Raw genomic sequence first — 20,382 nt, forward strand, 5'->3', positions numbered from 1 at the left:
CCTGACTTTTCCTCATATAGGCTATTTTTTTCAGCCTCTTTCTGAAAACGGTGTATTCACAAGCACTGAACCAATAATGATGCAATGTTTTTGGGGCGTATCGGCGGCCTCTATCTTTAGGGCGTGAAAAACCGCTTTGCGTTCCAGCCGCGCTACTTTTTTTTCTGGCTGGTATTCTTTGAGCTGTGCCGGGGCTTGTTTCTGGGGTATCAGCATCAGGCAGCGGCCCAATTGTCGGTTGCAGAGTTACTGGGGAGCTTGGGGTATGGGCTGCGGCTGGATGCGTCGGCGGCAGCTTACGTATGCCTGATTCCGTTCCTGCTGTTTGTGATAGGCAGCCTGTTTCCGAAGTTGCACTTGCAGCGGCTGCTAACGGGTTATTCGGCTATTATCGGTATTGTGCTGGCGGTGTTGGTCACTGCCGACCTAGAACTGTACCGCGTGTGGGGCTTCCGGCTCGATGACACCCCCATACAATACCTAAACTCCCCGCAGGAAATGGCTGCCTCGGCGGGTAGCGCGCCCATTGGCCTGCTATTGCTGCTGCTCCTGGGCCTGCTGGGCGCGGGCACCTACTTATATAAGGTAGTGGTGGGGCGGCTCGCGCCGTTGCCCGCGTGGTTTGGGCGCGGGCGGGCGGCGCTGGCCAGCCTGCTTTACGCCGTGCTGCTGGTGGTGCCGCTGCGCGGCGGCACCCAGCAGATTCCGGTGAACCAGAGCGACGTGTATTTCTCAAATGTGGCCTTTGCCAACCACGCGGCCCTCAATGCGCCCTGGAACATGATAAGCGCGCTGGTGTTGCGGGCCGCCGAGCAGCCCATCCAGCCGTTTATGCCCGACAGCACGGCGCGCCGCCTGGTGGCAGGCCTATACCCGCTGGCGGTGGGTGCTCCAGCCCGGACCGATTCTTCCGCATTGGTGCTGAATGAAGCGCGGCCCAACGTACTATTTATCATCCTCGAAAGCTTCACATCGAAGTTTGTGGGCAGCGTGGGCGGTGAAAAGGGCGTGACACCGAACCTTGACAGCCTGGCCCGGACTGGCATTCTGTTCAACAACATCTTCGCCGCCGGCGACCGCAGCCAGAAGGGGCTGGTTTCGCTGCTTTCGGGCTACCCCAACCAGCCGACTACCAGCATCATCAAGTTTCCGCGCAAAACCGAGCACCTCCCCCATTTGGGCCGGTCGTTGGCGGCGGTGGGCTACCGCTCGCACTATTACTATGGGGGCGAGCTGGCATTTGCCAATATGCGCAGCTACTTGCAAGCGGGTGGCTACGAGAAATTTACGGAGCGCGCTGACTTTGCTGCGGCCGACCAAAACTCTAAATGGGGCGCGCACGACGGGGTGCTTTTCGACCGCATTCTGGGCGACCTGCGCCAACAGCCGGAGCCATTTTTCGTCACGGCCTTCACGCTGAGCAGCCACGAGCCGTTTGAGGTGCCGATGAAGCCGCATTTCCCCGGCACCGATGAGGTGGCGCTGTTCCGCAATTCCGTTTATTATACTGATTATACGCTGGGCAAATTTCTGCAGGAGGCCAAAAAACAGCCCTGGTATGCCCATACGCTGCTAGTACTGGTAGCCGACCACGGCCACCAGCAGCCCGGCAATTCCTCCAACCAAAGCCCCGATAAATTCCGGATTCCGCTGCTGCTGGCGGGCGGTGCGCTGCGGCCCGAGGCGCGCGGCCGGGTGGTGAATTCTCTGGGCTCGCAAACCGACGTGGCGGCCACGCTGCTACACCAGCTGCAATTGCCTGCTAAGGCCTTTGTCTGGAGCCGCGACCTGCTGGCGGCGCATAACCCGCCGTTCGTCTATTATTGCTTCAATAACGGTTTTGGGACCGTTTCGCCGCAGGGCACCATCACCTTCGATAACGTGAGCCGCCACGTATGGGACCGTTATGGCGCCCCTCCCACTAGCCAGCTGCAACTGGGCCAGGCCATGGAGCAGGTTTCGCTGGAAGACTTTGCGCGCAAGTAAAACGCGCCCGGGCCGTACCTTTGCGGGACTATGCCTACCCCCCAATCCGTTGCTTTTTATACCCTCGGCTGCAAGCTGAACTTCTCCGAAACGTCGGCCATCGGCCGGCAGTTTGAGGAAAAGGGCTTTGCGAAGGTCGCCTTCGAAGCCGGGGCCGACTTATACGTTATCAATACCTGCTCCGTCACGGACCACGCCGACCGCAAGTGCCGCAAGGTGGTGCAGCAGGCCCTCAAGCATAATCCCGAGGCATTTGTGGCCATTGTGGGCTGCTATGCCCAGCTCAAGCCGCAGGAAATCGCGGACATTCCCGGCGTGAGCGCCGTGCTGGGCGCGGCCGAAAAATTCATGCTGGTGGATATTCTGGCCGATTTCCAGAAGCCCGCAGCCGGGCAGCCCGGCGCGGTGCACGCCTCGCCCATCTCGGAAGCCACCGAATTTGTGGCCGCGCATTCCTTCGGCGACCGCACCCGCACCTTCCTGAAAGTTCAGGACGGCTGTGACTATTCCTGCTCGTTCTGCACCATACCGTTGGCGCGCGGCGGCAGCCGCTCGGGCAGCGTGGCCAGCGTGGTAGAACGCGTGGAGAAGCTGGCCGAAACCGGCGTGAAGGAAATCGTGCTCACCGGCGTAAATCTCGGCGACTTTGGCCTGCAGGGCCCCGAGCGTGAGCGCCGAGAAGATTTCACCCAGTTGGTGCAGGCTCTGGACCAGGTAACCGGAATTCGCCGCTTCCGCATCAGCAGCTGCGAGCCCAACCTGCTCACCGACGAGATTCTGACCACCGTGGCGGCTTCGGAGCGCTTCATGCCACACTTCCACATCCCCTTGCAAAGCGGTTCGGACAAGATTCTGGGCCTGATGCGGCGGCGCTACCGCCGCGCACTCTACGCCCAGCGTGTGGCCCGCATCAAGGAGCTGATGCCGCACGCTTGCATTGGCGTAGATGTTATCGTGGGCTTTCCCGGCGAAACCGAAGCGGATTTTCTGGACACCTACAATTTCCTGAACGAACTGCCAATCAGCTACCTGCACGTCTTTCCGTACTCGGAGCGGGCCGATACGCTGGCACCCACCCTGCCCGGCCGCGTGCAAGACCGGGTGCGGCACGAGCGCACCACGCAGCTGCGCAGCCTTTCAGAAAAGAAAAAGCGGTTTTTCTACGAAGAGCACCTCGGCCTCGAAACCGAGGTACTCTTCGAAGACGATGTGACCAACGGCCAGATGGAAGGCTTCACGCCCAACTACATCCGCGTGGCCGCCAAGTACGACCCGCTGCTGGTAGGCGAAATGAAACAGCTGCGCCTAACCGGTGTGAATGCTGTCGGGCTGATGGAAGCCGAAGAAATGGGAATATTCGTCTGAACCACGGATTCAGGCGGATTTTTCGGATTTCACAGATTTTGTGAACGATTCTGCTAGCCGGTTAAAAATGCAAAAAGGCCACTTTTATCGAGTGGCCTTTTTGCTTGATTGCGTTTGGTTATAGTTACTTAGCCATTCACAAAATCCGTGAAATCCGAAAAATCCGCCTGAATCCGTGGTTCAGACCATGCTTTGTCGGGCCATGGCCAGCATTTCGCGCAGCATCTGCTGTTGTTCCAACAGGTGCTGGTTGCGCATTTCGGCGAGGGCTAGCTGGTGTTGCAAATGCTGTGCGTGCAGCGCGGCGGCCACATACACTTCGGGCGAAGGCACGCCGGGGGCTGGCGTTGCCGGAACTGGTACCGGCGAGGGCAGCGCGGCAACCGGCGCTGCGGCAGGTTCCGGCCGAGGTGAAGCAATCGGGGCTGCTTCGGCGGCAGCGGCAGGCGCAACGGGAGCAACCGGGACTTCGGGAGCAGTAGCAGTATTGGTTGCGACGGGCGTCTCTGCCGCGGCAACCGCCGCCACGGGCGGGGAAATCCTGGACTCATCGGGAGCCGTAGCAACTACGGCCCGTACCGGCTGATTGGCTGCAGCAGCCAGCGCCAGCGTAGTCGCGATTTCGTCAGGCTGAAGCCGAGAGCCGGCCACGCCCGGCCCGGAACGACGAGCCGTGCGGACTTCCACATCGGACAAATCGATGGGCTCGAACGGTGCTTCCAGTGCGGGAGCAGCAGGTGGTGCCACGGCTTTTGTCGCGTGTTCGCCACTCACCAGCATGGGTCCCCGGCCCAGCAAAAGCCAGTCTCTGGACACATTTGGGTAAATTTCAAACACCTTGCACAGCAGGTCGTAGCCAGGCTTATTGCGGCCATCGATGAGATGCTGCACTACGCTGGCCGTCTTGCCCAGTGAAATGGCAAAGCTGTTTTTGGTCAGCCCAAACTGCTTGATAAGCTGCGCAAAACGCTGGTCAATCGATTCTGAGGTGTGGGCAACCATGGAATTTGCACAAATGAGATTTGCGCAAATGTATAAAATCCTGCTTTGTTATTTGACTTTGGGCTTTTTAGTGGCTGCGGCTTTTGCGGCTACTGGCGCTAACAGCCCACGCGGCTGTACTCTCGCGTATGGGAAGTGGTAAGCATTGTCGGGCTCATAATTTAACATGACGTGCGGCAGCATCCTTTCGTAGTATAGCCGCACCTCGTGCGGCGTCAGAGCAAAGCTTTCCAAATCTGGTTCGGAAGCACGAGATTCTTCTGTGGGCCCAAGGTCTGTTTGAAAGCGAACGCGCTTAGCGGCCCAGTCCCAACTGAAACACTCGGCCACGGTGGCAATGTCGGTTGAATCTGCTTCATCGTGCATACCGTCCAGGGTTTCACCAAAGCGGCGGCTGATGGCCCCGTGCATTCGGCGCGTCAGTTGAGCGGGCAGGTCGGCTACCAGGTCGGCCAGGGCCAACTGATTGCCGGTGCGCAGGTCGAAGGTGACGTGCAGGGCCTGCTCCCACGAATAGGCCCCGGTGAATTCCTGCGAGTATTCCAAGGATAGCAGCCCTTGCTGATTTAGTAGTACACTGTAGTCACAGCCTGTTAGCCCCTGCCCGACCGTGTTCCAACCCAAACCGTTTTCGCTATCATAGCAACACGCTCGCTCGGCTTGCCGCAACTGCTGGCGCACGCTCAGCTTCGGGTTTGTGGCCCCATCCAGCACCAGCGCTACGATGCGGCGGTTGATGCGTTCAGCCGCCACCGCATCGGCCAGCTGCACCTGTGGCAATTTAAATCGATTGGTCTGCCGGCCTTCCGTGACCGTGAAAAGACGCGCCTTTTGCCTCGCGTGTGCCACTGCTTGGGCCAGACCAGGCGTTACTCCGGCGAAAAACCATGCCCTTAAAATCCACTTTCCAATCATTCTCGCCTCTACCCCTATTCGTAGCGCAGCGAATCAATCGGGTCGAGCGCGGCGGCTTTGCTGGCGGGGTAGTAGCCCGAGGCCATGCCCACGCCCACGCAGATAACCAGGCCCGCCGCCATCCAGCCCCAGGGCACCAGGAAGGAACCCGAGCCCACGAACTTCGCCACCAGGTTGCCCCCCAGCACGCCCAGCAAAATGCCCATGCCGCCGCCCAGCAGGCAAATCACAATGGCTTCCATTAGAAACTGAAACCGGATTTGGCGGGCCGTCGCGCCCAAGGCTTTGCGGATGCCGATTTCGCGGGTGCGCTCCGTCACCGACACTAGCATGATGTTCATAAGGGCAATGCTGGCCCCGAGCAAGGTGACGAAAGCAATAATGCTGCCGCCGGCCTTCATCTTACCCGAAATCGCATCCAGGTCGTTGGCCAGCGACTCGCTGCTTTCCACCACAAAGCTGTCTTCCTGGCCCAGTTTGTCGCGGCGCACGGCGCGCATGATGCCGGTGGCCTGGCCCATGATAAAATTGAGGGTGCTGTGCTCGGTAGTGGCCGTTTTCACGTCGTAGGTGAGGGCGCGCTGGCGGGGCATCTGGTTGCCGGTTTCGAGGGGCAGGAGGGCAATGCGGTCGGCCCCACCGCCGCCACCGGCCCCGCTGCCGCTTTTTTCCAGCAGGCCCACAATCAGGAATCGGCGGCCCATGGCGGCCACGTATTTGCCCACCGGGCTCTGCTTGGGAAATAATTTGGAGCGAATTTCATCGCCCACTATCATCACGTTGGCTCCGCTGTTGAGCTCGGCCTGCGAGAAGGTACGGCCACCGGCCAGGTTATAGCCTTCAATTTTGAGGTAGTTTTCGTCGCCGGCCACCACCTGCATGTTAGGATTAGTTTTGGTGCCGTTGGCTTTCATTTCCACAGCCCCGGCAATGAAGGCCGAAATGCCGACTTTGGCGTTGTCGCCGATGGCCTTTTTGTATTGCTTGGCCTGCAGGAAATTGATGGGCGGATACTGCTTGGCCTGTACCCCGCCGCGCCGGCCACGGTTGCTGTAGCCTTTGGCGTGCAGCTCGAAGGAGTTGGCCCCGAGGCTGGCGAAGGTTTCGGACAGCGAATTCTTCATCGCGTCGATGCCCGTGAGGATGCCCACCAGCGCAAACAGTCCGATGCTCAGTATAAGCGCCGTGAGAATGGTGCGCAGCAGGTTGGCGCGAATGGAACGGAAGGCTTCGCGGACGTTTTCGAAAGGGCTCATGGGCAGGGACTTTGGCCGGCGGGGCGGGCGTTATGCTGGGAATGGACACGCACGCAGCAGAGTGCTACGGAGGCCGCACGGCAACGCAAGGACGCCAAAGTTCGGCGGACGACGCCTAACTTGAACCACTGACGCAGCAACCTCGTTGGTTTGGTGCGTTTCTTTCTCCTAAAAACTATGCTGCTTAAGCGTTTTTTGTTGCTTTTGCTCGTGGCCGTGGCCCCGCTGGCGGCCCGCGCCAACCACGTGTTCATCCCGATGGATAACACCCAGAAAGAGTGCCTGAAGGCCTACGGCGTGGCATTCTGGCTGCTCCAGCGCGAGGTGCCGGTTGATTGGCTGCTCAACTATCGGGGCGGCTCCTTTGCGTTCGAAAGCACGCCGGGGGCCGAGAACGAGCTGGCCGTGCGCGGCGTCAGCTTCCAGGTTATCAGTGAGGCGCAGTACACCAGCATCCTTCAGGAAATAGCCGACCCCAACGCCAACATGGACGTGATGAAGCTGGAGAAGGTGCCCAAAATTGCGGTGTACACGCCCAAAGGCAAGCAGCCCTGGGACGATGCCGTAACCATGGTGCTCACCTACGCCGAAATCCCCTACACCCAGCTTTACGACGACGAGGTGCTAAAAGGCGAGTTGCCCAAGTACGACTGGCTGCACCTGCACCACGAAGATTTCACGGGCGAGTACGGCAAGTTCTACGCCACCTACCGCAACTACCCCTGGTACCAGCAGCAGGTGCGCGACGCCGAAGCCGCCGCCAAGCGCAACGGCTTCAATAAAGTGAGTGTGATGAAAGGCGCGGTGGCCACCAAAATGCAGGAGTTCATCGCGGGTGGCGGCTTTTTGTTCGCTATGTGCTCGGCCACGGATAGCTACGACATCGCGCTGGCCGGCCTGGGCATTGATATGGTGGAAAGCATGTACGACGGCGACCCCGCCGACCCGGCCGCGCAGTCCAAGCTCAATTTCAACCGCTGCCTGGCCTTCCAGAACTTTCAGCTCATGCGCGACCCGTATTTCTATGAGTACTCTAACATCGACATGCAGCCCAACGAGCGCGGCCTGGGCGAGCAGAACGATTATTTCTCGCTCTTCACCTACTCGGCCAAGTACGACCCGGTGCCCACCATGCTCACGCAGGACCACGAGAAAACCATCCACGGCTTCATGGGCCAGACCACGGCCTTCCGCAAAAGCCTCATCAAGCCCGACGTCATCGTGATGGGCGAAACCAAGCAAACCGGCGAGGCCCGCTACATCCACGGCACGCTGGGCAAGGGCACCTGGACGTTCTACGGCGGCCACGACCCCGAAGACTACCAGCACCTGGTGGGCGAAGAACCAACTGATTTGGCCCTGCATCCCAACTCTCCCGGCTACCGGCTGATATTGAATAACATTCTCTTCCCGGCGGCCAAAAAGAAGAAGCAGAAAACCTAAGCCGCGCCGCACGTCATCAGCCAGACCATCACGCACGAAGCCCCAACCGAAAAGTTGGGGCTTCGTGCGTGATGGTCTGGCGTTTCTAGCTGAACTTTGCTGATATTTTTCCACATCTTTTTTCAATGAATTCATTTATACGCACTGCCCAACTGGCCCTTACGGCCGCAGCCGCTACGCTGCTTTTCGCCACTACCTCTTGCTCTAAAAAGGAGGACGCGGCCCCCGCTGCTCCGACCACCGGCAGCATCGAAGGCACCATTACCCCGGCCAACTCCGTGACCACCGTGACGGCCACCAACGTGGGCGGCCTCACTTTCCTGGCCACGCCTAACACCACGTCCGGCGTGTTCACCGTGCCCAATCTGGCCCCGGGGGCTTATGTGCTCAGCTTCGCCCCGCGCGCCGGCTTCCAGGTGGCTGCGGCCCGCACCATCAGCGTGGTGGCTGGCAGCACCGCCCAGGCCGGCACGGTGGTAGTGTCGCCGATACCAACGGGCAGCATTACGGGCAGTATTTACCCTGCTGATGGCGCCACGCGGGTAGAAGCCACCTCGGCCGCGGGCGTAACGGTTTCGGCGGTGCCCGATGCCACCACCGGCGCGTTCAGCTTCCCCAATCTGGAGCTTGGTACTTACACCGTGCACTTTGTGGTAGCTAACGGGTTTCTACAGGAACCCGACCAAACGGCTACTTTGACGCTGACGGCCCTCACCGCCGCTCTGGGCGTGACAAATATCCACGGCAATGGCGTGCCGCGCGGCACCATGAGCTGGACGGTGAACGGCACCACGTTCACGGCCACGGCCCTCACCGGCACCGTCGTAGCCAGCAATCAGTTCGTGGTAGAAGGCACCAGTACCAGCGGCACCGTGAGCGACAAGCTGACCATAGCCCTGTATGGTAGCATTTCGACGGGTACTTACCCGCTGGGGTCTACGCCCTATTACACAGCCCGCTACACGCACCTGGTGAATGGCATCGTCACCGCCACCTACACGACGCTCACCAATGCCCAGGCCGGTATCGTGAACATTGCCACCTTCGACCGGTACGCGGGCGCCACCACCGGCACATTTGGTTTCGTCGGCGTGTATCCCACCGGCACGGTTACCACCACGGCAACTATTTCGAACGGCTCCTTCTCGCTGCGGTTCTAGCTTCATCGCTGCCCAGCGCAACCAAAAGCCCTGACCTTCGCCGGTTGGGGCTTTTTTATTGAGTTCAGCCTCTGCGTCAGGCGGCCCCTATGCCGCTACGTTGTGCTCGGCACTTCGCCTTGGCGGAAACTTACGGGCCGTTCGCCTTGCGTAGCGTGTCATTCACCGGTTTGAGCTTCCTGACCAGCCCATCGAGTGGCTAACTTTCAGAACCACATTTATCTTCTGCTCCATTTGCGTTTACGCCTAAGCCTATTCCTGCTTGCGCTGAGCAGCCCGATGGCCCATCTGGCCCAGGCCCAGCAACTCCCGGCTTTGCCCGCTGATTCGGCCATTCAGGCCCCACGGCCAGTAAATAAGGCCCGCGCCGTGGCCCTGCGCATTGCCGTGCCGTCGGCGCTGGTGGCCGTGGGCGTGCTGGCCCACAGCCCCACGTACAGCACGGTGCTCTGCCAGGCCAAACAGGACATGCAGGCCGAAACACAGGAAATTTTCCGGGGCTTCGATGCCCACGGCATCGACGACTACTCGCGCCACGCGCCGCTGGCCCTGGCCTACGGCCTGATGGCCACCGGCCACCGGGGCGAGCGTTCGGCGGTGGGTTTCACGCTCATCTACCTGGCCGCCCACGAGCTGGACGAAGGCATCGTGAGCAACCTCAAGCGCATCACGGCCGAGCCGCGCCCCTACAACGCCCAGGATTTAAGCTCCTTTCCGTCGTCACACACCTCGCAGGCCTTCCTCACGGCTACGCTGCTGCACGAGCAGTACGGCCGCCAGTACCCGTGGGTGAGTGTGAGCGGCTACGCCGTGGCTACCGCCACCGGGGCCATGCGCCTGATGGGCAACAAGCACTGGGCCACCGACGTGCTGGCCGGGGCCGCCATCGGCTTTCTTTCCGCCGAAACCGTGTGGCACCTGTACCCCGCACTCACTAAAGCGCTGCCGTCCCGCGTGGCGCACAAGCTGCTGCTGGTGCCCACCTACGTGCCCGGTGCGGGGGCCGGGGCCGCACTGGCCTTCCGGCCGTAGCGCTAAGCAGCGGTTGGATAAAGCCGGGGCTCTTCCCATTGGAAGGGCCCCGGCTCTTTTTATTAGCGGGCCAGAAGCGCATTTTCTGTATCATTATCAACATGGTTCGCGTTTGGTAAGTAGCACCTGGCCGGCCGCCGATGGCTCTGGCTTCCTTTCCGCTCCCTACCCGCATGGACGAATTGCATCTGGCCAACTACTCGCTTTCGGCCAGCCGGCCCGAAGAATCTCCCGCCGAAGAAACCGCCAACCCCCTGCCCCGGGCCGTGCTGCGCATGAACAACCACATGCTGCTCGACGGCACCTGGCACTTCGCCGAAGACGCTAAGGATGCGGGCCTGCGCGACAACTGGGCCCTGGGCCACACCTACGAGCACGCCGCCCAGTGGCCCGGCTCGGTAGAGGAGCACCTGGCCCAGGCGCGTGGCCACCAGAACGGACCCACCTGGCAAGACCAGGTGGTGGTGTGGTATGAGCGGGAATTTCAACTGCCCGAAGTAGCCGAGTCGCAGCAACGGTCCATGCTCCAGCTCACGTTTGGGGCCTGCGGCTACGAGACCCGGGTCTGGCTCAACGGCAAGCCGCTGAAAACCATTGAAGGCGAAGAAATTCATCTGGGAGAATACACGTCTTTTTCCTACGAGCTAGACGAGGAAAACCTGCACCTCGTAAACCGCCTCACCGTGCGTATTGCCGATACCATGGACGCCGAGCTGCCCCGCGGCAAGCAGGAATCGCACGTGTACAAGCGCGGCGGCATCTGGTACCAGACCTACACCGGCGCCGTGCGCAGCGTGTGGCTCGAAGTGGTGGAGCGCAACCGCCTGCGCTCGCGGGTGGGCGTGGTGAGTGCCGTGGAAGACCAGCTGGTACGCTTCAACCTCACGCTGCGCATTCACGACGCCGGCGCTTATACCATTCGGCTCCAGGCGTTTGAGGCCGATACCAAGGACCGCACCACGCCCCTGGCTACTTCCGATTTTCCGTTACAGCTGGCCGCCGGGCAGTGGCAGCAGCGGCTGGTGCTCGAAGTGCCCGGGGCCAGTCTTTGGTCGCCGGAAGTGCCGAACCGCTACCGGCTGGTGGCGCAGCTCATTCACGCCGATGGCTACGCAGCTCAGATTGAAACCCTGTTTGGCCTGCGCAAAATTGAAGCCCGGGGCCGCTACGTGTATCTGAATAACGAGCCGGTGTACCTCGACGGTATCTTGTACCAGCCCGGCCAGGCCACTTACGAGGAAATGCAGCGCCACATGCACGCCATGAAAGAGCTGGGCTGCAATCTGGTTCGCGTGCACATTGCCGGCATCGACCCGCGCATCTACAACCTGGCCGACGAGCTGGGTCTGCTGCTATGGGTAGAAGTGCCCAGCCCACACAGTTCTACCGCCCGCAGCCGCCAGAACCACCGTGCCGAGCTCCTGCGCTTGGTCACGCTCAGCGAAACCCACCCCAGCATCGTCATCTGGAGCCTGTACAACGAGGACTGGGGTGCCCAGGACATTGCCACCAACCCCGAAACCCGGCAGTACATCGTCGAGATGTACCACTTCATGCAAATTGCCTACCCGCAGTTTCTGGTGGTGGACAACGACGGCTGGCACCACGTTTCCTATACCGGCCGCCTAAAGTCGGACCTGCTCACCGCCCACCTCTATACCCCCGACCTGGGCCGGTGGAGGGAGTTGCTCGACCGCCTAGTAGGCGGCGAATTGGAGGGCACCGCGGCCTTCCCGCTGGTGGTGGGCGACCCGTTCTTCTACCGTCGCCAGGTGCCGCTCATCGTGAGCGAATGGGGCGGTTTTGGCTTCCCGGACTACGGCGGGCCGCAGGATGCCGAAGCCCGTACCAACACCATCCGCGCCTTTAAGCAGGAGTTGCGCAACCGGCCTATTGCCGGCGATGTGTACACGCAGGCCACCAACATCGAAGACGAACGCAACGGCTTGCTCGACCCGCACACCGGCGCGCTCAGCGTGCCCACCGGCCTGCTCAACTCGCGCCAACCCGCTCCGGAAACCGGGAGTTGAGGCATTGCCCGCAGCGACGGTTTAGCGCCGGCACTCGGGAAAGCTGGCTGGGGCCGCCGCGAGAGTGGCCGTCATGTACCAGCCGGCCCGCGTAGCGGTATTGCTGGCCTGCAACTGCATGTATAGCTTCCCCGGTACGGTCGTCGTGACGGAGTTTTCCCGTAAGGTCAACGGACCAATTTCTGGCTGTAGGCGTGGCAAAGCCACTTTGGCAGCCTTGGGCACAATCAGCTCAAAAACAACTAATTGCTCTAGGTCTTCTTCGCAGTGGGCACAGCATAAAGGGTTGATAACGCCGGCTCCAGCATCTTGGTCACGATGTTGCATAAACGTTGCACGAGAAAGGTGAGTAAATGGCACGCTGGAAAGTAAAGGGTTTGTTTTTTGGGTAAATATGACATCTGTCAGCTTAACAAACACAATTTATAAAAATTATTTTAATTATTTTTTTTATTACCATAATCATATAAACCGCCGAGCTCAACAGTAGAATACGAGCAATGCCAAGCTGCCGAACCGTGCCGGCCCTTCCGGGGTTATCTTTGCGCTACGCTGCCATTTGGCGCATTGCCTAATCCATGACCATATCCAAAGAAGCCGTTCTCAAAGCGCTGAGCTACGTGGAAGAGCCCGACCTGGGCCAGGACCTCGTGACGCTCAACATGATTGAGAACATTGAGATTGACGGGCTCACCGTCGCGTTTACCGTCGTGCTCACCACGCCGGCCTGCCCCCTCAAGCAGCTCATTCACGATGCCTGCGAGCGTGCCATCCACACAATGGTGGACAAGGACGCCAACGTGGTAATTACCATGACTTCGCGCGTAACTACCGGCCGCAACAACCGCGGCGATTTGCTGCCCGGCGTGAAAAATATCATTGCCATTGCCTCGGGCAAGGGCGGCGTGGGCAAAAGCACCGTCACGGCCAACCTGGCGGTGGCGCTGGCTGCCACCGGGGCCAAAGTTGGCTTGGTCGATGCCGACATTTCCGGTCCCAGCGTGCCCGTCATGTTCAATGTGGAGAATGCCGCGCCGCACGTTTTCCAGGGTCCGAACGGCAAAAACCTGATTCAGCCCATTGAAAAATACGGCGTAAAGCTGATGAGCATTGGCTTTCTGGCCCCGGCCGAAAGCGCCATTGTGTGGCGCGGGCCCATGGCTTCGTCGGCCCTCAAGCAGTTCATCACCGAAGTGGATTGGGGCGAGCTCGACTACCTGCTGCTCGACCTGCCGCCCGGCACTTCTGACATCCACCTCACGCTGGTGCAAACCGTGCCCGTGACTGGGGCCGTCATCGTGACCACGCCGCAAAAAGTGGCCCTGGCCGATGCCCAGAAGGGTTTGCAGATGTTCCGCCAGCCCCAAATCAACGTGCCCGTGCTGGGCGTGGTGGAGAACATGGCTTGGTTTACGCCAGCTGAACTGCCGGATAACAAGTACTTTATATTTGGTGAAAACGGCGGCCAGCGCTTGGCCGCGCAGCACGATGTGCCGCTGCTGGGCCAGCTGCCGCTGGTGCAAAGCATCCGCGAAAACGGCGACCAGGGCCAGCCAGCTGTGCTCGACCCGGAATCGGTAGTAGGCAAGCTGTTTGCCGACCTGGCCGAGGCGGTGGCCCGCCAGGTGAGTATCCGCAACAACGTGGCCCCCAAAACGGCCGTCGTGCAAATGAATGCCTAACTGCCTGTGGAAACGACAACATCCCTTCCTGCTTTCGACCATCCGCTGATGCCCCGCATCGAGGCGGCCCTCAACACCCTGCGCCCCTACCTGGCCACTGATGGCGGCAACGTGCGCGTGGCCAACATCACCCCCGAGGGCGTGCTGCAACTGGAATGGGAAGGGGCCTGCGGAGCCTGCCCCATGTCGCCGATGACCCGCGCCGGCCTGGAAGACACGGTGAAAAAAGCCGTGCCCGAAATCACAGCCGTGGAGGCCCGGTAAGCTTTTTCTTCGGCTTGAAGAACGTAGGGCGTCATGCTGAGCGCCGCCGAAGCAGCTCTCCCGCAATGGTAAACCCAATCGACAGGTTTAGTTGCGCGGTGGAGTTGCTTCGGCGGCGCTCAGCATGACGTTCTGATTTTTGCCCGACTACAACGCGGTCCGCTCTAATTTTACCGCTCAAACCTCATCAATACCCTATGCCCAACGCCCTCAACTCGCCCGCACTCCGTTCCTGGATTGACATTCGCCCCGAAAGTGACTTCCCCATCCAGAACCTGCCCTTTGGCGTGTTTGAAACCGATGAGCGTGGGCCGCATTTGTGCGTGGCCATTGGCGGCTATGTCCTTGATTTGTACGCCGCCAGCCAGTTTGGTTTTTTTGAGGACCTGGATGAGTTAGGCGATGCCCAGCCGAAAGTATTTCGGCGGAAGTCGCTCAATGCATTTCTGCGGCTGGGGCGGCCAGCCTGGCGCGCCGTGCGCCAGCGCGTGAGCGAGCTGCTGCGCCACGACGAGCCCCGCCTGCGCGACAACGAGCTGGCCGTGCGCGACTGCCTCCTGCGCCAGACCGACGTGCGGATGCTGCGCCCGGTGAAGCCGGCCAACTATACCGATTTCTACAGCAGCATTGAGCACGCCACCAACGTAGGCACCATGTTCCGCGACCCGGCCAATGCGCTGCTGCCCAACTGGCGGCACCTGCCCATCGGCTACCACGGCCGCACCAGCAGCATCGTAGTGTCGGGTACCGACATTCGTCGGCCCAACGGCCAGCGCAAGGCGCCTACCGAAGACGCACCCTCCTTCGGCCCCAGCCGCCAGCTCGATTTTGAGCTGGAAATGGCCTTCGTAGTGGGCACTGGTACCGAGTTGGGTACAACGGTACCCATCGGCGAAGCCGAAGACCACATCTTCGGCCTGTGCCTGTTCAACGACTGGAGCGCTCGCGACCTGCAAAGCTGGGAATACGTGCCGCTGGGGCCATTTCTGGGCAAGAATTTTGGTAGCAGCGTGGCTCCGTGGGTGGTGACACTGGACGCGTTGGAGCCCTTCCGTGTAGCTGGCCCGCCGCAGGAGCCCACGCCCCTGCCCTACCTGAGCCAGAGTGGCGCGCACAACTTCGACGTGCACCTCGAAGTGGCCCTAGCTCCCGCCAACGGCTCCGAAACCACCATCAGCCGCACCAATTTTGGGCTGATGTACTGGAGCATGGCCCAGCAGCTCACCCACCACGCCTCCAACGGCTGCAACATCGAAGCCGGCGACCTGTACGCCTCCGGCACCATCTCGGGCCCCACGCCCGATTCGCTGGGTTCCATGCTGGAGCTGTCGTGGCGCGGCACCCGGCCCGTGCCGCTGGCTGATGGCTCGGAGCGGAACTTTCTGCTCGATGGCGATACCGTGACCATGCGCGGCTACGCAGAAAAGGATGGCATTCGCATTGGGTTTGGCGAGGTGAGCGGCACGGTGCTGCCGGCGTTGCCGTTGTAGGCGCCGGTCATTGCGAGGGCGAAGCCCGTGGCAATCCGTCCTGCCAAAACCATACATTTTATTAAGCGACAAGCCCCGGCACTGTAAAGTCTCGGGGCTTGTCACATTGTACAGGACGGATTGCTTCGCTGCGCCCGCAATGATGATTAATGCATCCGGTCGTCGCGCACGGGCAAATTGGTCACGATTTCGCCTTCAATTACCAGCAATTCCTGCAACCGTTCTTCCACTAATTTAGGGTCGCAATATTCTTTGGCTAAATCGACGTAGCTAACAAAATGCGCGGCTTCAGAAACCATCAATTCGTAATAGAATTTACTTAATTCCTGGTCGGCGATATTTTGCCAGAGTAATTTGAAACGCTCGCAGCTGCGGGCTTCGATGAGGGCCGAAACCAGGAGTTGGTCCATGAGCTGACGCTCGCGGGCACCGCCCTTGCGAACGTGGGCCAGCAGCTGCACCACGTACTCGTCCTTGCGCGGGCGGCCCAGGGCAAAACCGCGTTTGCGCAGCTCCAGCAGCACTCTTTCGAAGTGGCTCCACTCCTCGGCCACTAGGTCGGTGAGCTCGTCCACGAGGCGGGTTTTCTCGGGGTAATGGATAATCATGCTGATGCCGGTGCTGGCGGCTTTTTGCTCGCACCAAGCGTGGTCGACCAGAATATCTTCGATATTTTTCTCCGCAATATTCACCCAGCGCGGGTCGGTATTGAGTTTTAATTTAAGGATGGTTTTTTCCTTTGTCATCGTTATTTCTAATTATTGCTAATTGAAGAAATTCCACTTTACCCCCAGCTGAAACCGGCGTGGATAGCCGGTATAATAGGGCGAAGCATAATAGCCGTTGTAGCTACCTGCCAGCCCTTGGTTGACGTAAGCCATTTTCAGAAATAGCGAAACGGCTTTAATATCGGCCACAAAAAACACGTCGGCGATGGCGTGAGCGCCGATGGTGAAATGGTCCTGCTGGTAGAATTGCTGGGCGGTGGGATTGTAGGTGTAGCCCCGGAATGCCGATTGGTAATAGACCTCGGCCCCAATCTGATTGAACAGCGCTTTGCGGAAAATATAGCTTTCGTAAAACAACCGCGAGTTGGTGACCAGGCTGGGGATGCGCAGGCCTTCGCTGTCGTTGTCGCCCTTGGTGTAGGTGGCTTGGTTATCGAAGCCCACCCGGCCCAACATGGTGCGGTGCCGCGCAAAGGCGATGACCAAGTTGCGGTTGGTACCGAGCTGTTGCGGCGCGCCCGTCGTGCCGTAATACACCAGGTTGGCAATGTTGACGGCACTCACGCTGGCCTCGAAGCGCTGGCCGGTGAGGAGGCCCAGGCTGGGCACCTTGAGCTGCAGGCGGCCCGTGAGCTGCTGCGTGCTGGTGTTCTTGAAAATGCCATCAACGGCGTTGGTAGCGGGGCTGGTGTAGTTGCCGCTCCAATGGCTCCAGGCGTAGTGGTTGCCGATGAATTCCTGCTGGGTGAGCGTGGGCGAGTAGGAATTTATCAGCGCTTCGGCCGATAGCGGACCGGTGCGGACACTGCCTCGCGCCCAGTATTCGAGGCTATAGCTGCTGGTGCTCAGCCCGGTCAGCGGCAATAAGTAAGCTTCGCCGGACGTCTCTATGGCGTAAATGGTGCGGTAGTTGAACGCGGCCGTGCCCCCGACGAAGAGCTGATTGAACTGGCGTTTTGGCGCGGCCTCCCGCAGCATAAGGTTGGCGGTGGTAGAGCCGGGCGCTAGCGTTTGGCTGGTCACGGACGCAATACGGTCGCGGGCGTAGAGGCGGTATTCGACGGCTTTAGTGCGGCCCAGCACGCCGAAAGTATTTTCGAGCTGGCGGTATTCGGCCCGGTCAATAGTAGCCGTGGGGCTATTGAAGGTGCTGGGAAAGAAGGTGCGCTCCAGCGAGCCATCGGAAGTACGGGCCGTTTCCAGCCCCAAATCGGCGAAATTGTTGTACTGGCGCTTGGCGTCGAAGGTATGGTAGACGGTGAGGCCGCGCCCGAGCAGGCGGTAGGTGTGGGTGAGGTAGAACTCGTCGCGGTCCTCGTTGTTGGCCGCCTGGGTGAGCCACACTTGCTGCTGGGCGTAGTTAAAGAGGTCCTGCGGAGTGTTTTCGTTGGGCAGCGGCTTGATGCCGCCCTGCTCTAGGGCGCGGTGGCGCACGTTGCTGAAGTTGAACAACAGGTGGTACCGCTCATTCTCATTCTGGTAGCGGCCAAAAAACAGCAGGTTGGAATGTTCCACCAAGCCATCGCGGGAGCCCTTGGCGGCCAGCACTTTATTAGAGGCAATGCGCTCATAAGCTATGCCCACGCTGAAATTCTTTTTTAGGCTGCGGCTGTAGCTGATTTCAAATACTTGCTCGCCCGAGCCCGACTGCACCACCCGAAAAAACGAATACGGCGAGCGGGAATCGTAGTACGGCACGGTGCGGGCATCGCGGGCATATTTGTCGAATACATTGCGCCCGAAGCGGGCTCCCAATTCCAGGTTGGGCTGATAAAGCAACGGCCGCGAAGCCGAACCCACTGTACCCAAATCCTGCTGAAAGGTGGTGTCGTGAAACCAGAACCGCGCCTGCGGCCACTTGGTGAGCGTGGTGTCGAGCGGCGTTCCCGCGGTAGAGTCGCGCAGCACCTCGGCTTCGTAGATAAGGCGCGTGGTTTTGGGTCCGTACAGCGCTTTGGTCGAGTCATCGACCACCTGGGCCTGCGCTGTGGACGCGGCCAGCGCCAACAACACGCAGACAAAGGGCCACAGGCGCGGCCAGGAAAGTAAAAAAGGGAATTGCAGAGCCTTCAAGGAGGAAACGAAATAGGTTCAGCGCGCACCGGCACAACTGGCCAAGTCAGAATAAATCAAGCCTCCGCAGTGGGCGCGGGCGGCAACAGCTGGCGCAGGGCTGCGCCACCATCATTTAAAAACGCCACCCGCACCGGAATGGTATAGAGTGGCAGCCCCGCCCGGGCCGCCCGCAATCCGGGGGCCAGCAGGCGTGTGGCGTCTTTTTCCGTTGTAAAAATAGGCCAGCCCGGCTGCCAATACGCCCGCAGCGCCGTCAGGTCTGCCGGCATAAAGATGTAATGGTCGGGGAACAGAGCATGGTATTGAATTTCAAAACCTTGTTTCTCAAGCTCCTCCCGCAACGGTCCGGGCTGGGCAATACCCGTCAGCAGCACGGCAGGCCCGGCAGTGAGAGCCGTTGGCAAGCTGATGGCAGCAGCATCCGGCAGTGCCTGGGGCGCAGCGTACTCATAAGCGGAGAAAAGCACGGGCACTTCGGGGCGGCTGTAGCGGCGAATTTGTCGTTCTACAATCTCCTGGTCAGCTTCCGAAAGGTCGGGCGGGCATTTGGTTACGATGACGGCATCGGCTCGTTGTGCCCCAGAACGGCTTTCGCGCAGGCGGCCGGCGGGCAGCACGTAGTCTTCATAAAAAGGTCGGGCCAGCTCCGTGAGCAGAATATTGAGCGTGGGCCGCACGGCGCGGTGCTGGTAGGCATCATCGAGTACGATGACGGTGGTTTCAGGGTGTTCGCGTAGCAATAAATTGGCTCCAAGCCGGCGCTCCTCGGCTACGGCCACCACCACCCTGCGGGCCGCGAACTGCTCGAAATACTGCCAAGGCTCGTCGCCCACCGTCGCGGCCGAATCGGCAGGGCCGGCCAGGCGCGGGCCGGAGGTCTGGCGGCCGTAGCCCCGGCTGAGGATGGCCGGGCGGTGGCCCTGGCGCAGCAATTCCTCAACCAGCCAGATGACGTGGGGGGTTTTGCCGGTGCCACCCACGCGCAGATTGCCCACGTTGAGCAGCGGCACGGCGAAGGTTGCGGCGCGTTTCCAGCCCACGTCGTATAGCCAGTTGCGTACAGCCAACACCCCCGCATAAAGCCAGGAAAACGGCAGCAGCAAAAAAGCCAATACGGCAGACATAAGCAGGAAACTTCGGACCGGTTACAGCCTGCAAAAGTACAGTCTCGCGGAGGTCAGGACGTCAGCAAACGTCTGGGCTCATAAAACTCATTCGCAATTATTCTTCGTCCTCCATGCCCTCGTTTGCCGACCAGCTCCTGCAATTTCTTCGCACCTTTCCTCTACCCACGGCTCTGCCCGCTGGTGTTGTTGCTCAAAGTCCCTTTCGCGAGCCGGCTGTATTCGACTTGCTGAGCCAGTTTGCCCACAAATTTTACCCAGATGCCCCGCCGCGCGTGGCCCTACTGGGCATCAATCCCGGCAGGCTGGGCATGGGCCGCACAGGCGTCGCATTTACCGACCCCACAGCACTGAGCGCATTTTGCGGTATCGAACACGATTTGCCGCGCCAACGGCCCGAAACTTCCACCCAGTTCGTGTACAAAGTCATTAACGAAATGGGTGGCCCGGCGGCTTTTTATCAGCACTTTTATGTGGGGTCGCTGTACCCGTTGGTGCTGCTGAGAAACGGGCTCAACTACAATTACTACGACTCGCCAGCCCTTGTTAAAGCCCTATGGCCGGATATTCAGCTTTCGCTGCGCCAACAGGTAGAAGCGTTAGGTTTGCGGCGCGATGTGGCCGTGAGCCTGGGCAAGCGCAACGGCGAATTCTTCAAGCGCCTCAATGCGGGGCTGGGCTTGTTCGATGAAATCGTGGTGCTCGACCACCCGCGCTACCTCATGCAGTACAAAAGCCGCAACACGGCCGCCAACGTGGCGCATTATGTAGAAACGCTGGGCCAACTCCTGCCCAACTCATAATTCAACAGTCAAACCTCAACCCTTCC

17 protein-coding genes are annotated in these 20,382 nt (G+C 60.2%); 10 read left to right on the forward strand and 7 right to left on the reverse strand.

Annotated features, from left to right (window positions below):
• The first annotated feature begins 123 nt into the window (after positions 1-123).
• Both I7X13_RS21880 and mtaB read left to right on the forward strand, forming a co-directional pair.
• Positions 124-1,986, forward strand: a complete 1,863-nt coding sequence (locus I7X13_RS21880; RefSeq protein WP_198074434.1) for an LTA synthase family protein — start codon at positions 124-126, stop codon at positions 1,984-1,986.
• A 30-nt stretch (positions 1,987-2,016) separates the two neighbouring features.
• Positions 2,017-3,351, forward strand: a complete 1,335-nt coding sequence (mtaB, locus tag I7X13_RS04040; RefSeq protein WP_198074435.1) for a tRNA (N(6)-L-threonylcarbamoyladenosine(37)-C(2))-methylthiotransferase MtaB — start codon at positions 2,017-2,019, stop codon at positions 3,349-3,351.
• 180 nt (positions 3,352-3,531) lie between these two features.
• Here the strand turns inward: mtaB and I7X13_RS04045 are convergent, their stop codons facing one another.
• From I7X13_RS04045 to I7X13_RS04055, 3 genes are all read right to left on the reverse strand, one after another.
• Positions 3,532-4,353, reverse strand: coding sequence for a helix-turn-helix transcriptional regulator (locus tag I7X13_RS04045; RefSeq protein ID WP_198074436.1), 822 nt, complete (start codon positions 4,351-4,353; stop codon positions 3,532-3,534).
• A 48-nt stretch (positions 4,354-4,401) separates the two neighbouring features.
• A complete protein-coding gene (locus I7X13_RS04050; protein WP_198074437.1) occupies positions 4,402-5,124 on the reverse strand; it encodes a hypothetical protein in 723 nt (240 codons plus the stop codon).
• 158 nt (positions 5,125-5,282) lie between these two features.
• The gene (locus tag I7X13_RS04055) at positions 5,283-6,524 is read right to left on the reverse strand and encodes an ABC transporter permease (protein ID WP_198068579.1); all 1,242 of its coding nucleotides are present in this window, start codon (positions 6,522-6,524) and stop codon (positions 5,283-5,285) included.
• A gap of 177 nt (positions 6,525-6,701) precedes the next feature.
• On the opposite strand from I7X13_RS04055, the gene I7X13_RS04060 reads away from it, so the two are divergent.
• From I7X13_RS04060 to I7X13_RS04075, 4 genes are all read left to right on the forward strand, one after another.
• Entirely contained in the window at positions 6,702-7,967 is a 1,266-nt protein-coding gene (locus I7X13_RS04060; RefSeq protein WP_198074438.1) for an asparagine synthetase B, read from the forward strand.
• 125 nt (positions 7,968-8,092) lie between these two features.
• Positions 8,093-9,127, forward strand: a complete 1,035-nt coding sequence (locus tag I7X13_RS04065) for a DUF6252 family protein (RefSeq protein WP_198074439.1) — start codon at positions 8,093-8,095, stop codon at positions 9,125-9,127.
• A gap of 234 nt (positions 9,128-9,361) precedes the next feature.
• On the forward strand, positions 9,362-10,159 hold the full coding sequence (locus I7X13_RS04070; protein WP_198068586.1) for a phosphatase PAP2 family protein: 798 nt from the start codon (positions 9,362-9,364) through the stop codon (positions 10,157-10,159).
• A 173-nt stretch (positions 10,160-10,332) separates the two neighbouring features.
• Complete coding sequence (locus I7X13_RS04075; RefSeq protein ID WP_198074440.1) at positions 10,333-12,189, forward strand: glycoside hydrolase family 2 protein; 1,857 nt, start codon at positions 10,333-10,335, stop codon at positions 12,187-12,189.
• Between the two features lie 21 nt (positions 12,190-12,210).
• Here I7X13_RS04075 and I7X13_RS04080 read toward each other — a convergent pair whose 3' ends face one another.
• Positions 12,211-12,609, reverse strand: a complete 399-nt coding sequence (locus tag I7X13_RS04080; RefSeq protein ID WP_198068591.1) for a hypothetical protein — start codon at positions 12,607-12,609, stop codon at positions 12,211-12,213.
• A 158-nt stretch (positions 12,610-12,767) separates the two neighbouring features.
• On the opposite strand from I7X13_RS04080, the gene I7X13_RS04085 reads away from it, so the two are divergent.
• The 3 genes from I7X13_RS04085 (at position 12,768) to fahA (ending at position 15,625) form a co-directional block, all read left to right on the forward strand.
• Positions 12,768-13,871: an Mrp/NBP35 family ATP-binding protein gene (locus I7X13_RS04085; protein ID WP_198068593.1), complete on the forward strand. Its 1,104-nt coding sequence runs from the start codon at positions 12,768-12,770 to the stop codon at positions 13,869-13,871.
• 48 nt (positions 13,872-13,919) lie between these two features.
• Complete coding sequence (locus I7X13_RS04090) at positions 13,920-14,135, forward strand: NifU family protein (RefSeq protein WP_198069023.1); 216 nt, start codon at positions 13,920-13,922, stop codon at positions 14,133-14,135.
• Between the two features lie 197 nt (positions 14,136-14,332).
• Entirely contained in the window at positions 14,333-15,625 is a 1,293-nt protein-coding gene (gene fahA / locus I7X13_RS04095) for a fumarylacetoacetase (RefSeq protein ID WP_198074441.1), read from the forward strand.
• A gap of 146 nt (positions 15,626-15,771) precedes the next feature.
• Here the strand turns inward: fahA and miaE are convergent, their stop codons facing one another.
• From miaE to lpxK, 3 genes are read right to left on the reverse strand one after another with little or no spacing between them, the layout of a single operon-like run.
• Positions 15,772-16,371: a tRNA-(ms[2]io[6]A)-hydroxylase gene (gene miaE, locus I7X13_RS04100; RefSeq protein ID WP_198068597.1), complete on the reverse strand. Its 600-nt coding sequence runs from the start codon at positions 16,369-16,371 to the stop codon at positions 15,772-15,774.
• An 18-nt stretch (positions 16,372-16,389) separates the two neighbouring features.
• The gene (locus tag I7X13_RS04105) at positions 16,390-18,426 is read right to left on the reverse strand and encodes a putative porin (RefSeq protein WP_198074442.1); all 2,037 of its coding nucleotides are present in this window, start codon (positions 18,424-18,426) and stop codon (positions 16,390-16,392) included.
• Between the two features lie 56 nt (positions 18,427-18,482).
• On the reverse strand, positions 18,483-19,553 hold the full coding sequence (lpxK, locus tag I7X13_RS04110) for a tetraacyldisaccharide 4'-kinase (RefSeq protein WP_198074443.1): 1,071 nt from the start codon (positions 19,551-19,553) through the stop codon (positions 18,483-18,485).
• Positions 19,554-19,666: 113 nt separating this feature from the next.
• On the opposite strand from lpxK, the gene I7X13_RS04115 reads away from it, so the two are divergent.
• A complete protein-coding gene (locus I7X13_RS04115; RefSeq protein WP_198074444.1) occupies positions 19,667-20,356 on the forward strand; it encodes a uracil-DNA glycosylase family protein in 690 nt (229 codons plus the stop codon).
• Positions 20,357-20,382 lie beyond the last annotated feature (26 nt).

It is taken from the genome of Hymenobacter negativus, assembly GCF_016056375.1.
GTDB lineage: Bacteria > Bacteroidota > Bacteroidia > Cytophagales > Hymenobacteraceae > Hymenobacter > Hymenobacter negativus_A.